This is a genomic window from Sphingomonas olei (genome assembly GCF_045369765.1).
Lineage (GTDB): Bacteria > Pseudomonadota > Alphaproteobacteria > Sphingomonadales > Sphingomonadaceae > Sphingomonas > Sphingomonas panaciterrae.
This window is the reverse complement of the sequence record NZ_JBIQEU010000014.1, coordinates 1-14,167: the sequence shown is the minus strand read 5'-3', so window position 1 is coordinate 14,167 and position 14,167 is coordinate 1. Positions and strand designations below refer to the sequence as shown.

General features: G+C 64.5%; 12 protein-coding genes and 2 pseudogenes. 7 read left to right on the top strand and 7 right to left on the bottom strand.

Annotated features, from left to right (window positions below; all coding sequences use genetic code 11):
• Positions 1-210: 210 nt before the first annotated feature.
• The 4 genes from ACH0BU_RS13660 to ACH0BU_RS13645 form a co-directional block, all read right to left on the bottom strand.
• Positions 211-1,773, bottom strand: coding sequence for an alkaline phosphatase D family protein (locus ACH0BU_RS13660; protein ID WP_500264182.1), 1,563 nt, complete (start codon positions 1,771-1,773; stop codon positions 211-213).
• Positions 1,773-4,463 (bottom strand): TonB-dependent receptor, encoded by a 2,691-nt coding sequence (locus tag ACH0BU_RS13655; protein WP_500264181.1) that lies wholly within the window; start codon positions 4,461-4,463, stop codon positions 1,773-1,775. Before ACH0BU_RS13655 ends, ACH0BU_RS13660 begins: the two co-directional genes overlap by 1 nt.
• Positions 4,464-4,653: 190 nt before the next feature.
• The gene (locus ACH0BU_RS13650) at positions 4,654-5,565 is read right to left on the bottom strand and encodes a FecR family protein (protein WP_500264180.1); all 912 of its coding nucleotides are present in this window, start codon (positions 5,563-5,565) and stop codon (positions 4,654-4,656) included.
• 16 nt (positions 5,566-5,581) lie between these two features.
• Positions 5,582-6,046 carry an RNA polymerase sigma factor gene (locus ACH0BU_RS13645; protein ID WP_500264179.1) on the bottom strand — a complete coding sequence of 155 codons (465 nt, stop codon included), beginning with the start codon at positions 6,044-6,046 and terminating at the stop codon, positions 5,582-5,584.
• A 342-nt stretch (positions 6,047-6,388) separates the two neighbouring features.
• Here ACH0BU_RS13645 and ACH0BU_RS13640 point away from each other — a divergent pair, with 342 nt between their 5' ends.
• The 3 genes from ACH0BU_RS13640 (at position 6,389) to ACH0BU_RS13630 (ending at position 8,895) form a co-directional block, all read left to right on the top strand.
• A complete protein-coding gene (locus ACH0BU_RS13640) occupies positions 6,389-6,925 on the top strand; it encodes an RNA polymerase sigma factor (protein ID WP_500264178.1) in 537 nt (178 codons plus the stop codon).
• Positions 6,922-7,854, top strand: coding sequence for a FecR family protein (locus ACH0BU_RS13635; RefSeq protein ID WP_500264177.1), 933 nt, complete (start codon positions 6,922-6,924; stop codon positions 7,852-7,854). Before ACH0BU_RS13640 ends, ACH0BU_RS13635 begins: the two co-directional genes overlap by 4 nt.
• A 111-nt stretch (positions 7,855-7,965) precedes the next feature.
• Positions 7,966-8,895: an STN domain-containing protein gene (locus ACH0BU_RS13630; RefSeq protein WP_500264176.1), complete on the top strand. Its 930-nt coding sequence runs from the start codon at positions 7,966-7,968 to the stop codon at positions 8,893-8,895.
• A gap of 65 nt (positions 8,896-8,960) precedes the next feature.
• On the opposite strand, the gene ACH0BU_RS13625 is transcribed toward ACH0BU_RS13630, so the two are convergent.
• Complete coding sequence (locus tag ACH0BU_RS13625; RefSeq protein WP_145119501.1) at positions 8,961-9,593, bottom strand: tyrosine-type recombinase/integrase; 633 nt, start codon at positions 9,591-9,593, stop codon at positions 8,961-8,963.
• 299 nt (positions 9,594-9,892) lie between these two features.
• Here ACH0BU_RS13625 and ACH0BU_RS13620 point away from each other — a divergent pair, with 299 nt between their 5' ends.
• The 3 genes and pseudogenes from ACH0BU_RS13620 to ACH0BU_RS13610 form a co-directional block, all read left to right on the top strand.
• Entirely contained in the window at positions 9,893-10,189 is a 297-nt protein-coding gene (locus tag ACH0BU_RS13620; RefSeq protein WP_500264175.1) for a hypothetical protein, read from the top strand.
• 225 nt (positions 10,190-10,414) lie between these two features.
• Positions 10,415-10,756: pseudogene (locus tag ACH0BU_RS13615) on the top strand (DUF4172 domain-containing protein); the annotation flags it as partial.
• A pseudogene (locus tag ACH0BU_RS13610) lies at positions 10,717-10,806 on the top strand (IS5/IS1182 family transposase); the annotation flags it as partial. The pseudogenes ACH0BU_RS13615 and ACH0BU_RS13610, both read left to right, overlap by 40 nt.
• Positions 10,807-11,436: 630 nt before the next feature.
• On the opposite strand, the gene ACH0BU_RS13605 reads toward ACH0BU_RS13610, so the two are convergent.
• Together ACH0BU_RS13605 and ACH0BU_RS13600 are read right to left on the bottom strand one after the other, a co-directional pair.
• The gene (locus tag ACH0BU_RS13605) at positions 11,437-12,267 is read right to left on the bottom strand and encodes a tyrosine-type recombinase/integrase (RefSeq protein WP_500264174.1); all 831 of its coding nucleotides are present in this window, start codon (positions 12,265-12,267) and stop codon (positions 11,437-11,439) included.
• An 11-nt stretch (positions 12,268-12,278) separates the two neighbouring features.
• The gene (locus ACH0BU_RS13600) at positions 12,279-12,653 is read right to left on the bottom strand and encodes a helix-turn-helix domain-containing protein (RefSeq protein WP_500264173.1); all 375 of its coding nucleotides are present in this window, start codon (positions 12,651-12,653) and stop codon (positions 12,279-12,281) included.
• 240 nt (positions 12,654-12,893) lie between these two features.
• Here ACH0BU_RS13600 and ACH0BU_RS13595 point away from each other — a divergent pair.
• The coding region (locus tag ACH0BU_RS13595) for an RNA-dependent RNA polymerase family protein (protein ID WP_500264172.1) at positions 12,894-14,167 on the top strand (1,274 nt) is incomplete at its 3' end.

The following is a 14,167-nucleotide window of genomic DNA, read 5'->3' as shown; positions in this document are numbered from 1 at the left end:
CAGGCGAATTTTGTAAGCTAGTCGCTTGCTTGGTAGACCCAGAACCGGACGTCCCCGTCGCTCAGCGCCCCTCCCAAGTTCGGACGTTCATTCATGACAGCCGCGACGGCTGCTGTGCGTCCGAACGGGACTCTGCAGGGGCGTATGGCAGATCCCAAGCCTCATTTCTCGACAGACCGGAGCGTTATTGTCTGTCTCACCATCACCTCTTCAGCTTGCGACGATCCCCGGAACACCATGCTCAACCACGAACCGGTGGTTCGTGGTCCGCGGGGAGCGTCGCTCGGTGACCTGATCGAGAGCGACCATGTCGGTCGTCCAGCTCTGAGGCGTGAGCGTGCAGATGGAGTAGCCGCGGCGATCCTCCAGCAGCTTCAGGTCGGGATTGCGCGACAGGATGACGTCGTTGCCCGGCAGTGCGCCCGCCCCGTCTCCGCCCGAGCTAGCGGACGTCGTCAGGAACTCGGTGCCCAACACCGGGCCGTCCTTCTGGCGGAGGTTGCCCGCGAAATGCTGGTGCGCGTCCCCGGTCAGCACGACCAGGTTGCGCACCCGCTGATCCGCAATGTGACCGAGCAGACGCTCCCGTGCCGCCGGATAGCCACCCCAGGTGTCCATGCTGAAGATCGGCTCGCGCGCTCCCGGCGCGTTCCCCAGGTCGAGATCCATCATCAGCACCTGCTGGGCGAGCAGGTTCCAGCGACTTTCGGATCGCGCCAGGCCTTGCGCCAGCCAGCGCTCCTGCTCCCATCCGAGCAGGGTGCGCGCAGGATCGCGCGCCATGTCGCAGAGCGCCTTGTCCCCGTCGCCACAAGCCTGGTCGGAGCGATACTGGCGCGTGTCGAGGAAGTGCGCGTCCAGCAGCCTGCCCCAGCTGGCATGACGGTGCATGCGCAACCCTCCAGCCCTCGGAAAGGCCGAGCGGCGGACCGGCATGTGCTCGTACCAGGCCTGCAGCGCAGCCGCGCGACGCAGCAGGAAGATCTCCGGCGGCGTGCCGCTTTCGTCACGATCGGCAGCCCAATTGTTCTCGATCTCGTGATCGTCGAACGTCACGAACCAGGCGCAGGCTGCGTGCGCGCGCTGAAGGTCGGGGTCGGTCTTCACCTGCGCATAGCGGAGACGATAGTCGGCGAGGCTGTAGGTCTCCCCGCCGAGATGGCGGCGAACGGGGCTGAACGGCCGACCGCGCAGCATCCGCAGCGGCGGCGCAGGCGCATATTCGTAGATATAGTCGCCGTAGTGGAACAGGAAGTCGAGCTCCTGATCGGCAAGCGCGGCAAAGGCGTGGAACCAGCCTTCCTCATAATGCTGGCACCCCGCGACGCCGAAGCGCAGCTGCTGCACGTCCGCGGTCGGCGCGGGCGCGGTGGCGGCGCGTCCGACGAAGCTGCGCTCTCCGAACGCGACGAAGCGGTACCAATAGGGCCGGCCCGCCTCCAGGCCCGTCACCTCGACGTGCACCGCATGCGCCAATTCGGGGCGGGCGATCGCCACGCCGCGCTGCACGACGGTGCGGAAGCCGGCATCGCGCGCCACCTCCCACCCGACTTCGACCGGACGGCGGGGCATGCCGCCATCCGCCTCCAGCGGCGCCGGCGCCAGCTTGGTCCAGATGACGAAGCCGTCGGGCGCAGGATCGCCTGCCGCCACGCCGAGCTGGAACGGGGTGACGTCGAAGCCCTGAGCCCGGAGGCCGAGGGGTGCGAGCAGCGCTGCGCCTCCCAGCCCGCCGAGCAGCGTGCGGCGGTTCCATTGCAGTTGACCCGGCATCAGAAGTTCCAGGTTGCGACGGCGCGCGCGGTGCGCCCGAAGATCGGGCGACCGAAGTTCACCTCGTCCACGCCCTGCCCCGTCAACGCATCGACGCGGGGATTACCCTCGGTGATGCCGACCGTGTTGGTGACATTGGTGACCACAAACTGGAACTGAAGCTGCCCCAGCTGCGCCGTCGCGCCGAGATCCAGCGTGGTATAGGCAGGCAGCCGCGTCGAGTTCAGTGCGTCGACGTAGCGGCGGCCGGTATGCGAGACCGAGCCATAGAGCGTGGCTTCGGCCGTACCCAGATCGAAGAAGAGCGTCGGCGTCACGCGCGCGACGATCTCGGGGACGCGGACCGGCAGCTTGTCGTTGAACTGATCGCCCAGGTTACCATAGGTCCGCTCCTGCAGGTCGCGCTGCCGCGGCCTCTGCCAGGTAAGATTGCCCGCAATCTCGAACTGCGGGATGGGCCGGATCACCGCCTCCGTCTCGAGACCATAGACCTTGAGCTTGCCCCAGAAGGTTGCGCTCTCGTTGGTTCCCGTGATCGGGTTGACGGTCGGCCCGGGCACGGAGAGCTGGTCAAAGTCGCTGTAGAAGGCGGTGGCGAACAGCGAGAAGGGGCGGCTGTTGTACTTCAGCCCAACCTCCGCGCCGGTGATGCCATCATCGGGCGCGGTGTTGTTGGTCACGGTCGCCCAAACGTTCCGGCTGCGGAAGGCGCTGGTGTAGCGCGCAAAGGCGGCGACGCGGCGGCTGAAGGCGTAGTTGGCACCCACCGTCCAGGCGAGGTTGTCGTCCTTCTGCCGGATGACCTGCGTCCGGCCGCTGTTGCCCTGGAAGCTGTTGTCCGCCAGCGTCGTCGGATCGCCCAGGTCGCGGGTTTCGGTCAGCCAGCGAACGCCGGTTTGGTCGTACCATTCGTTGCGAATGCCGGCGTCGATCGTCAGCGCGTCGTTCACCTCCCAGCTGTCCGCGAGATAAAGCGCGTAGCGTTCCGCTTCCGCCCGGCCGCCGATGTAGTACGACCCGTAACGCAGGAACCCGTCGTCGGTGACGGAGCCCAGCACATTGCCCGCCGCATCCACGGCGACCAGGTCGAGCCGGCGTGCCTGTCCGCCGACTTCGTTCAGTGAATCCTGCAGCAGCCGCTGGTGCTGGAACGTCGCGCGCGAGTAGCTGAGCCCTGCCGAAAGCCGGTGCAAGCCTGGCCCCACGCCCGACAGGTCCTTGTCGAGCCGGAACTCGTTGATGATCGTCGATCCCTTGATCGGCACATAGCGGTAGGATTGCTCGATCACGAGCCCGCGCGAGACGGAAGGATCCCAAGGGATGCGCGCGCCTCCGGTGCCGCGGTCGTTGGCGAGCAGGTACTGCAAGCCAGCGACCTGTGGGCCAAAGGCGGTGCGGGCCGCGGCAAGGCGGCGGCCAACATAGGCTTGATGGTCGAAAGCCTCGGTGGTGGAGTAGAGGCCGTCGAGATCGACGGTCGCGGTCAGGTAGCGCAGCTTGTTGCTGACCGACCAGCCGTCGCCGAACTGCTTGTCGAAGTCGAAGCCGGTCAGGAACACCTGCGCATGGCGGCCGTCCGCAAGATCACGCTGGATGGATTCTGTCTGATCCCCGGTGAACGTCTTCACCACGTAATGCCGGTTGGCGTTGGTCAGCATGCTGCCGCGCAGCGGATCGATCAGATCCTCGAGCGAGCTGCCGTCGCGCGGATCCTTCAGCGGGATCGGCAAGTAGAAGACGTTGGTCTCGTCGATGTACTTGGCATAGGCGGTCACTTGGCCGCCCTCGAACCGCTTGGTGATGTTGACGCGGAACTGGCCGCCCTTGTCGGCGGTGAAGCCGGTGTCGCGGTATCCGTCATGCTGGCGCACAAAGCCGCCAGCCGCATAATACCAGTCGCCGCCCAGCGGCCCCGAGGCATAGGCATCGAGCCGCTTCATGCCGCTGTCCTGCCACGTCAGCCGGATCGCGCCCTTCGCCTCATCGCCACCCTTACGCGTGATGGTGTTGATGACGCCCGCCGGCGCGTTGCTGGTGAAGATGGGTGCCGAGCCGAAGCGCACCGCTTCGACGCGATCGACCATGATGTCGGCGCGCTGGAAGCTGTCGCCGTTCAGGTAGATTTCGTTGGGATCCTGGAAGAACAGCATCCCGTCCTCCTGCAGCGCGATGAAGCGCGTGCCGAAGGAGCCGGGCAGGCCGCGCGGGCTGATGTTGTTGTTGGACTCGCCGCCCGAGGCCTCGACGTAGAAGCCCGGCAGCTTGCCGATGAGGTCCGCCGTGCTCTGCGGCGCCAGCAGTTGGATCTGCTGCTCGTCGACGGTCGAAACCGCATAGGACGCGTCGAACTTCGACGTCCCTTCGGCAACGCCCGTGACGACGATGTCGCCCCCGTAGAGCCCCTCGCCGCCAGCACCTTCCGACGACTGTGCACTGCGGTCCGGCCCGCGAACCACCAGGGCGCCATCGGCTGCAGAACTCACCGTCAGGGGCGTGCCGGCAACCGCGCGCTCCGCCGCGGCACGAGCAGACAGGCGGCCGCGAATGGCGGGAGCGGTTCGCCCGCCGACCAGTTCAGGGCGGAACAGGATGTCGGTGCCGGTCTGCCGGGCGATCGTCTCCAGGGTCACACTCAGAGGTTGGGCCGGAATGTTCAGCGCGACCTGCTGGTCCTGACCGGCAACGGCCACTGGGGCCGCCAAGGCTGGCGCGCTCGTTCCGGCGAGCAAGGCAAGGCAAAGGGCCCGGCGAACGCGCCGGTTGATGGAATGCAACACGATGATACTCCCCCCGTTTGACGGCAGGATCGGGCTCAGCCGATCTCATTCCCTCGACGAGTGAGCCGCTGTTTACCCCACCCCAAAAAGTTGCGGGTGTCGCTTAGCCGTTCGCAGGTCGGACGGTGATCTCGCGACCTGAACTGGTCGCGCGAACCGGCAGCAGCATGGCGAGCGCCTTTGCAAAGGCGGCGTTGTCACCGACGCGATAGACGCCGCTCAGACGTTCCTCGCCAACCCCCTCGCCCGCAAGCACCAGGGGCAGCTTGCTGTACCGGTTCATCTCCCGCACCGCATCGGCGAGCAGCGTGTCGCGGAATACCGCCCGGCCATCCTGCCAGGCGAGCACCTCGCGCGGCTCGGGATGGTCGATTGCCGAAGCGCTCCCAAGGTTCGCGCGAAGCCGCTCTCCCGGACGAAGTGACAGGGACGCCCCTGTACCATGCTCCACAAGCGCACCGCCGGCCACCGCGAAATAGGCCGTGAGTTCGGCATCCGAACGGATGTCGAAGCGACCGCGGTCGGTGCGCAGCACGCCGCCTGGAACTTCGACCAGAAAAGGCCGCGGGTCGGATGCTACGTCGAGCAGCACCTGTCCCTGTTTCAAGTCGATGCGGCGACGCCCACGATTGAAGCGCACTTCCACCACGGTGCTGGTGTTCATCAGCAACCGGCTGCCGTCGGCAAGCTTGAGCCCACGTCGCTCCCCAAGCGCCGTCGCATAGGCCGCATCGGGCAGCGCCAGCGCCCAGAGCCCCGCCCCACCGGCTGCCGCCAGCCCGAGTCCACCCGCCAAGACGGCGCGTCGGGACACGGCACGCGCATGGATCGGCACGCGCTCGATCTCGCCCAATCCGCCCACCTGCTCCCAGACGCCAGTCAGGTGTTCGAACCGGGACGCATTTTCCGGATCCCGGTCGAGCCAGGCGCGGAACGCCGCCACGTCCTCCGCCGTGCGATCCTCCGCATGAAGGCGTGCCAGCCATGCTGCCGCATCGGCATGCCCGCCGCTCATGCGCCCTCGCTGCTCCTCAATAATCGGCCGTCCAGTCGGCGATGTCCGCGGCTGCCCGCGCGATGTGCTTCTCGACCGCGCTTTGGCTGATGCCGAGCGCAGCCGCAATCTCGCGGTACTTCATACCATCCAGGCGGTGCATCAGGAATATCTCGCGTGTCCGCGCGGGCAAGCGCTCTATACCGCTTCGAACGCGCGCAAGCCGTTGCCGCATCTCGGCATGTTCGTCCGGCAGCGGACGGGGATCGCCGACCTGGAAGGCGTTGGCGTCCAGTGCGGCCGGAGTCGCAGGATGCCGCGCTCGGCGCGCATCGTCGCACGCCTGGTTTCTGGCCGACCGGACCAGAAACGCCTCCAGGTTGCATACCGTGTCCGTTCCGCGGTCCAGCGTACGCACCAGCGCCTCCTGCAGCAGGTCCTCCGCATCGGCGCGACCGGTGATCCGCGCGATCTGCTGGCGCAGCCGCTCAAACGTTCCCATCGAGGAAAGCAATGACAGATGTCTCCACGGCCGACGTCAGCGCCCGATAGGAGCAGCAAACGACGGTTGCATGACACTCCCAAAGCTTGGTCTCACGGGCCTCTTGAGAAGGCGGCCATCGCCACGGAAAGGTTGCCTCGGAAGCCGGCCTTGGGCGGTCCTGACGCCGAGTGGTTGGTAAAACTCCTTTCACGCAAGTGGAACTGAGCCGCCAGCGGAGGAGCAGCTGTCACGGGAACTTCATGCGGCCGGCATAATCGCTGTGCAGCCATCTTTGGCCGGGGGCAATGATGCTGCGCGCCTGATCGGCGGACGCGGCCTTTGTGGTGGAGGGTCGACGTCATGATCGAAGTGACGGCTATCGGCGAACGGCCGGCCGCTGCCGTGCACGATGCGGAAATGCGGCGTGCCTTGCACCGCTTCGTCTCGCAGCGGCTTCGTGACCAGGTCGAGGGCGAGGACATCGTCCAAGAAACGTATCTCCGCCTCTACGACTATCGCCGCACGCGCCCGATCGCGGACGCGGCCGCGTTCTGCTTCGCCGTGGCGCGCAACCTGGTGCACGACCATTTCCGCCGTCAGCGGGCGCACCCGCCGGTCGCAGAGCTGGCGGAAGAGATCGCCTGTCCGTTGCCGCGGGCCGAGGAGGTGCTGGACTACCGGCAGCGCGTGGACATTCTGGTCCGCGCGCTCAAGGTCATGCCCCCGCTGCGGCGAGAGATCTTTCTGAGGCGCCGCCTGGACGGGGTGCCGAGTGCCGTGGTGGCGGCCGATCTCGGCATGCGCCAGGCTTCGGTCGAGAAGCACTGCACGCGCGCGCTTGCCGACCTCCGGCACGCCTTGGAGCGGCGCGGCCTGTCGATTGGAGGCGGGGCATGAGTCGGCGGGAGGCGCTTCGCGAGGCGGCGCACTGGGCGATGCGCGAAGACGAGGCGGTGCTTGCCGAGCCGCCGCCAAGCGCCGCGGCCGACATCCAGCGCGTCCTCGACGATCCGGCGCTGACTGCGGCCTTGTCAGAGATCGCTGCCAGCAGCCGTCTGTCCGATGAGGAGGTCCGCCGGATGCGCGCGCGTGGCAAGCGGGCCGCCGGCGCCGGGATAATGACGATGCTGGGGCTGGCAGTCGGCTTAGGCACCTGGCAGACGAGCCTGCCCCAGACGCCTGCCGCGGTGAACCAGCATTTTGAAACCGGGCGCGGCGAATACCGGGTCGTCGCGCTCGCCGATGGGACGAAGGTCGAACTCAACGGCGCGACTAGCCTGGACGTCACGTTCGACGGTGGCTTGCGCACCGTGGCGATGAAACGGGGCGAGGCCCGTTTCGACGTCGCGCACGAGCCGAACCGCGCCTTCGTCGTCCGCGCGGGCGACTCCACTACTCGGGTGCTGGGAACGGCGTTCTCGGTCGATATGGCCAGCCAGGCGGTGAAGCTGGCGGTCTATCGCGGCCGCGTCCGCTTCGGCGGTGAGGCCGCCAGCGCCCGCGACGTGGTGGTGCCCGCCGGCTGGCGCTCCAGCTTTGCGCATGGTGCCGCCACCCATCCGACCCGGTTCGATGGCGTTCCGCAGGACTGGCGACGATCCTGGATCGACGCCGACAACATGGTGCTTGGCGACTTGGTCGAGGAGCTCAACCGACGCGCCGGGCCAGCGGTCGCGGCCCCGCCCCCGCATCTTGCCGAACTGCCGCTTTCCGGCCGGTTCAAGCTGAACGATGCGGAAGGACTGCTGGGCGCAATCGGGGAGATCTATGGATTCCGCGTCGCTCGAGAGGAGGATGGGCTGCGGCTGGTGACGGCGCAACCATGACATTGGCGTCACGGAACTGACGCTGCGCTGCAACAAAATTCTTTTGTCCTGATCCCATGCCGCCCTCGTCTTTGCCTCGGAGGCGCCGTTGCGCCGAGTGGAGGGAATGGAATGAAGATCTGGGGGATTTCCAAGGGCGCGCTGGCGATCGCATGTGCGGCGCCGGTGACGGCTCAGGCGCAACCGGTAGCGACGCCGGCAGCCGCCGTGCACTTCGACATCGGGGCGTCGGATCTGCGGTCGGCGCTGTCGCACTTCTCGCGCGTGACCGGAATGCAAGTGGTGGTGGCACCCGCGATGGTGTCGGGCCGTCGGACGAGCGGCGTTCGCGGCGCCTTTACTACGCGCGCGGCGCTCGACCAGCTGCTGCGCGGCACCAGCCTGGTCGCCTCGGTGCGCGGCGGCGTGGCCATTCTGAAGCCGCAGGCGAACCCGTCGGTCCCGCGGCCCATCCCGGCCGCAGCCGTGCGTCCGGCGCCGGTCGTGCAGGACAGTGCCTCCTATGTATCCGGAGCGTCGGATGAACTGTCGACCGAGGAGGTCATCGTCACAGGCTTTCGGCAGAGCATCGCCGAGGCGCAGCAGCTCAAGCGCAACGCGGTGGGTGCCGAGGACGATATCGTCGCCACCGACATCGCCGCCTTTCCCGACCTGACCCGCAGTACTTATCGGCGAGAGCTGGAAGCGCGAAGACTGCCGGAGAATTCCGTCAGCGGCGCGACCGCGCTTTTCCTTGCGATCGGCTGGGAGCTGGCAAACGGGCAACGACTATCGCCCGCCCAGAATGCGGCCATCTTCCGTCAGACGACGAGCGGTCTGCAGTCATCCCCGCTCCTTCGTCAGAGTCATGCCCGGCGTCAGCAGGAATCAGAGATGCGGTTGATCATCGCGGCGCTCTGGCTTGAAGAGGCGCGCGCGCGTACTTCGTCCGCGAGGCTCACCAAGGAACTATCTGATGCCGTGTGGCGAGACATGAAGACGATCACGAGCAACGACATGCGGGCCTATGATGTCACCGCAAAGGGCTTCACCGAACGATAACGGGAGAAACCTTCCAGCCCAGCATTAGAGCGGCCCATCTTCAGCTTAGATGGGCCACCCCGGCGTTAAATTTCGGTGCGTTCTGCGAGGATGAGGGCATCTTCGATGTCGACACCGAGATATCGCACGGTGTTCTCGATTTTTGTGTGCCCCAGCAAGATTTGAATTGCGCGAAGGTTGCCGGTTGCCTTGTAGATCATCGACGCCTTTGTGCGCCTAAGCGAATGCGTGCCGTATTCGGCGCGACGCAGGCCGATGGCATCAACCCATTCGTCCACGAGCCGGGCATATTGTCGCGTGCTGAGGTGGCCCGCACGGTCGATACGGCTTGGGAAGGCGTAGTCTTGAGCGTTGCCACCCCGACATTCGAGCCACGCCAGCAGGCTCGTTCTTACATCGGCAGTGAGCTCGAACTGCACAGGCCTTCCTGTCTTCTGCTGGATGACGATCGATCTGGTCCGGATATCGGCTCCGGACACAAGATCACTGATCTTGATCTTCACTAGGTCGCAGCCTCGCAGCTTGCTGTCGATTGCAAGATCGAAGAGCGCCCGGTCGCGAACCCGGCGTTCTCGATCCAGGAAGAAGCGAACGGCCCAGATCTGCTTCTGCGTTAGCGGTCGCTTTGCCCCGATCTTCTTGCCCGAATTCCATGCCGGCCGGTTCTGCACAGCAGGATCATAATGTGAGTTTCCCATCATTCCTCTCCAAGGCCGTCATTGGCCGCGGATCGAGGTTGGTGGCCCCGCGTGTTTTCGAAGCGGCGGCGCTGCCTTTTCCAGGAGCGGTCATCTGTTCGCGGGTACCACCGCGATCAACGCGTGAAAGGCAACTACACCACTTCCGTAAAAGCGTGACTGCGGCCGGGGAAGCCTCCACGATGTAAACGGTTGACGGTGGATGGGATTGGTCCGATCAGCTTTGCATTTGCTGTGTTACCGATTGGCTAGCGTTGAACGGTCCGCTGAGGGGTATCCCTCTGCAACGGAGCGACATCATGCCCGGCATCGGCCGATACGCCCGGGATCTGCGCGACAATTTCACCATCACCCAGGGCCGGAGCCGCATCCGTTTCGCCGACAACGTCAATGCCACTTGCGCCGACTGGGCCGACTGGGCCGACTGGGCCGACTGGGCCGACGGCATCCCGACGAACGTCTGGGTGGATCGCAACCCGCGCACCGGACTGCCTGAGCGCCAGCTGCGCGGTGGCCGTGTTCGGGTCGCCGGCCTCACACGCATTGAGGATCTCGCATGTGCCTCACTCGTGCGGCGTAACCGTCTGGCCGCCTGAGACCATCCACGCTAACCAGAATAGGCCCGCCCGGCGATGCGCCGAGGCGGGTTTTCTTATGCCGTTCGGTAAAGAATGCCCGCCACTCGTGAGGAATAGAATGGCTTCCATTCCTCGTATAGTGCCGCGATGCATGAGGAATAGAGAGGTTATCCGATGACGCAGTGGATCTGGGAACAGCCGGAATGGCCCAGCCTAAACTAAAACGTTCCCGCGCTCCGCGGGCTTGAGGACCGTTATCTTCATCTCAGCGGCGTCGCCGTCGGAACGATCCATCATCTTCCCGAAGATCGCAAGACAGCGATTAAAATCGACCTCTTCGAGGAAGAGGCGATCGACACCTCACTGATCGAGGGCGAAATTCTCGATCGCGAAAGCGTCCAATCGTCGCTACGTCGCAGTCTCGGCCTATCAGCTCCTTTCCGGCAACGCGAACGTGAGAACGGCGTCGCCGAGCTGATGACCGCTGTTGCTAGCTCGTTCAGCACCGACCTCACCACCGAAATACTGTGCGCCTGGCATCGTCTGGTCTGGCTGCGGTCGGTGCCGAACCGAAGACGGTCATGATCGACGCAACCTATCTCAAGGCGCACCGCACGGCTTCAAGCCTGGGGGTACACGGCCGCCGATTATGGTAGGGGTGAACGATCGAGCTGACCCGCCGGATCGACCGCTTTGTCTCAATGGCCGTCGTTCTCGAGGCGATCTCGACCGCACGAGCAAACGGCAGTTTTCGGCTCGTACGGACGCCGTCTGAAACGTCCAATCATGGGCGCGAAGCTGCCGTTGGAGTAGCGATGAACGAAGGGCAGCTTACGCAGGTCTGGCGCTTGAAAGCGGACAGGCCGTTATCCACCACAACCTGACGAAATGGCAGAATCGCGTATGAACAAGGGTGCATTGCCCAGCTGCGCTGGGTAATCTGAACGACCTACGAAACGCAGCGGATGGACACTTGTGCTGCGTCCTGAATAGGGGTGTTTTTATAGCGATCGGGATGAAACACGGTGAATCAACACGTTAAGGAGCGGCGCTGCGGATGCGGAGCGAGCATGCGGCAAAATCTCGATGGAGATTGGGAGTGCTCGAGTCTCGATCCCTGTGATGAGGAGCAGATCCGGATCGACGTGGAGAACGAGCACGCCCAAGGCGGCGAGCCGGGAGCCTAAGGACGCAACTGGCTCCGGGTGCTGCAACCGGTTGCAAAATCCCCTTAAAGCGGTGCTCCTACGCCTGCCCCGTCAGCGCTATTCCGCAACCCTCCGATCCGCGGCCCTCTTGGCGCGGAGTAGGTGGTCGGGTGAGTGGTGGGCGTAGAGTTCCACGGTTCGTTCGTGCGAGTGACCCAGCCAGCCGCCGATCTCAAACAGCGGTACACCGCGGTGCGCCAGCCAGGTGCCGCAGGTGTGCCGCAGCGTGTGGGGCGTAACATCCGCGAGGCCGGCCTCGCTGCATGCGCTCGCGAAGGCGCGCTTGATGTCGCCAAGCCGCTTTCCGTCTCTATGCACGACGTGACCGTCGTCAGATACGCGCTTCCGAGCCAAATGCAGGAAGGTAAGCAGGCGATCCGGAATAGGGATGCGCGCCCGACGCTTGTTTGTTTTGCGTGCCTGTCCGCCAAAGTCGATTAGTCCGCGATCTAGGTCGATCTGACTCCACCGTAGTGACAAGATCGCTTCCTTCCGCGCGCCGGTGTAAAGCGCGATCACTATAAACAGCGGCAGGTAGAGGCGCGCTTCGCGTCCGACGTTGCGTGCTGCGTTCAGGAGTGCTGCAGCCTCTGCACGTGTGAGCCAGCGATCCTTGCCGGCGGGGGCCTCTGGCAACCACACCGGCACCGGGCGCGTGAGCCGGCCCTCTTCGTGAGCAAAGTTGATCGCGGCTCGCAGGGTCGTAAGCTCCCGACGGACGGTTGCGACTGCTCTCCCGCGCTCTCGTGCATACGCCTTGCAGGTCTGCTTCGTGACCTGGTCTACCGTGCAATCTGCCCAAAACGTAAGTAGCGCGGTAATCGCGTAGCCAATGCGATCCGGAGCTGCGGTGCTCGGCGCGTGCAGTTCTCCATAAAGTGCCAGCACGTCCGGCACACTCAGTTGAGCTGGATCGAGCGGGCCGCTTCCGTCCCGCCCTTTACGCCGGCGATCCGCGATGATGCGGGCGAGTGCCGCTTCAGCCTCTCCGCGATCTGCCGAGCCCGTGCTTCGCCGCCTTGTGATGCCATCCTCGCTCCAGAAGATGTAGTAGCCGCGCCGCTCCGGAAGATATTTAAGGTACGGTCCCCGGCTACGTCGCGGCATTGAGTCTCCTTCTTGCTCTTGAGGAAGTTTTCCACATCTGCCGGATCGAACAGATGTTCCTTGCTGATGCGGATGAATGACAGGCCCTGCCGTCGCATCGTGATGACAGTCCTGGCGGACGGGAGGCCGTAGCGCTCCGCAACCTGTTTAGCAGTGAGTAGCTTCATTGTGTTTCCTGAAAGTCAGGGTGTTCAGCTAATCAAAATATAGTTTCCTTGCAAACACTATCGGTTGCAACCGGGTTGCAATGGTTTTTGGCAGGACGGCGCCACAGATGCGGGTCATACCAATAACGCGGTATGCATCATCAAGCATACATCGGGCCTAAGCATTAGTTCGTTAGAGTATTTACTTGACGGCATGCGCAGACTCAGTCCACATGGAACAAAGTAGTTTACAGGGATCTTATGAAGCGCCGTTTTGATTGCGGGCAGGCCGTGGTGCTGGCGATGGCCCGGCGCCAGCTTGCCCCGGCTGCCCTTACCAACTCAGATGAGCGTGAGGCGCGGGCTTGGGCGCATGACAGTGTCTCGAGCCGCCTTCTCAGGGTTGAGCATCATGTTCAGCGAGGGGCGGGGCGAGCTGCTCGACGCGAGGCGGATCAGCTGCGTCTCAGCCTCGCTGCGCGGTTTCTCGCGCTTTACACCTCAATGCCCGCTTTTCATGCTGATCGGCCCGACTTGCCACAGGCCGAACGGCTTATGCGGCGCGAGGAACGTGCATCGATCTACGCTCTTGGCTTGGAAGCCATCGGTCGCATGGACAAAGGGGCTCGCGCAAACGTCCGTGCAAAGCAGAAGGGCTACGCGATTGGCGCGGGGGCGCAGTACCGTCCGATATTCAGTTTCGATTGGTTGGATCAGGCACGCCAGCGCCTGCTTCGTACCTGTCTCACCCCTTTCGTAGACTTCCACCCTTCACAGTATATGCTCAGGCATTCTGTCGCGGGGCGTGGGCGATCAGCAGTCTGCGAGAACATCCTCCGGGTTCTGCCGCGGCTTAACGAAGTCCACGTCTTCGTGCAGCTCGACGTCAGCGCGTTCCACGCGAGCATCTCGCACGCATGGCTGGAGGATACGCTTCCACTGCCAAAGGCGATCATCCGATCCCAGGTGCATACAGGAGGCATGACGATTGTTCCTCTCAGGAAGAACGTCAGAGCCCGCCTCGGCGGGGCGTATGATGAACTAGGCCGGCGGGGCATTCCATCGGGGTCGGCGCTGTCCGTTCTCGTTGGCGAGTACGTAGTAGCAGAGGTGCTGAGGGGTTTGGCTGACCGCCTCGATGCACCGCTGCTGCATGCGTGCGCGCACAATTTCCACACCTACTCTGACAACATCGGCGTGTTCGTGGAGCGGGGACGGGCAGACGCCATTGTGGACCTTCTTAGGGAGGCGTTCGCCGCCTCACCCGCCGGCCCCTTTTCGCTCAGGGCCGCGCCAGCAGTACCCATAGACCAGCCATTTCGCTTCCTGGGCTATTGGTTCCGGAAGACGCCGGAGGGTGCCGAAGCCTTCGTGCCGGAAGCGTTCGCGTACCGGCGTCTGGATGCACTCGCCCAAGATCTGCTTTGCGCCGGCCCGGAAGACCTCGTGAAGATAGAACTGTCAATCGGCGTCCAAAAAGGACCCCCTATCGGCGTCCAAAAGGGACCCCCTTCGTCGAGCAGCGTTACGGGTAT

What these genes read in the sequence shown, in the direction of transcription:
- ACH0BU_RS13660 (WP_500264182.1), bottom strand. Translation starts at nt 1,773, where the DNA reads ATGCCGGGTCAACTGCAATGGAACCGCCGCACGCTGCTCGGCGGGCTG.
- ACH0BU_RS13650 (WP_500264180.1), bottom strand. Translation starts at nt 5,565, where the DNA reads ATGAGCGGCGGGCATGCCGATGCGGCAGCATGGCTGGCACGCCTTCAT.
- ACH0BU_RS13645 (WP_500264179.1), bottom strand. Translation starts at nt 6,046, where the DNA reads ATGGGAACGTTTGAGCGGCTGCGCCAGCAGATCGCGCGGATCACCGGT.
- ACH0BU_RS13640 (WP_500264178.1), top strand. Translation starts at nt 6,389, where the DNA reads ATGATCGAAGTGACGGCTATCGGCGAACGGCCGGCCGCTGCCGTGCAC.
- ACH0BU_RS13635 (WP_500264177.1), top strand. Translation starts at nt 6,922, where the DNA reads ATGAGTCGGCGGGAGGCGCTTCGCGAGGCGGCGCACTGGGCGATGCGC.
- ACH0BU_RS13630 (WP_500264176.1), top strand. Translation starts at nt 7,966, where the DNA reads ATGAAGATCTGGGGGATTTCCAAGGGCGCGCTGGCGATCGCATGTGCG.
- ACH0BU_RS13625 (WP_145119501.1), bottom strand. Translation starts at nt 9,593, where the DNA reads ATGGGAAACTCACATTATGATCCTGCTGTGCAGAACCGGCCGGCATGG.
- ACH0BU_RS13620 (WP_500264175.1), top strand. Translation starts at nt 9,893, where the DNA reads ATGCCCGGCATCGGCCGATACGCCCGGGATCTGCGCGACAATTTCACC.
- ACH0BU_RS13600 (WP_500264173.1), bottom strand. Translation starts at nt 12,653, where the DNA reads ATGAAGCTACTCACTGCTAAACAGGTTGCGGAGCGCTACGGCCTCCCG.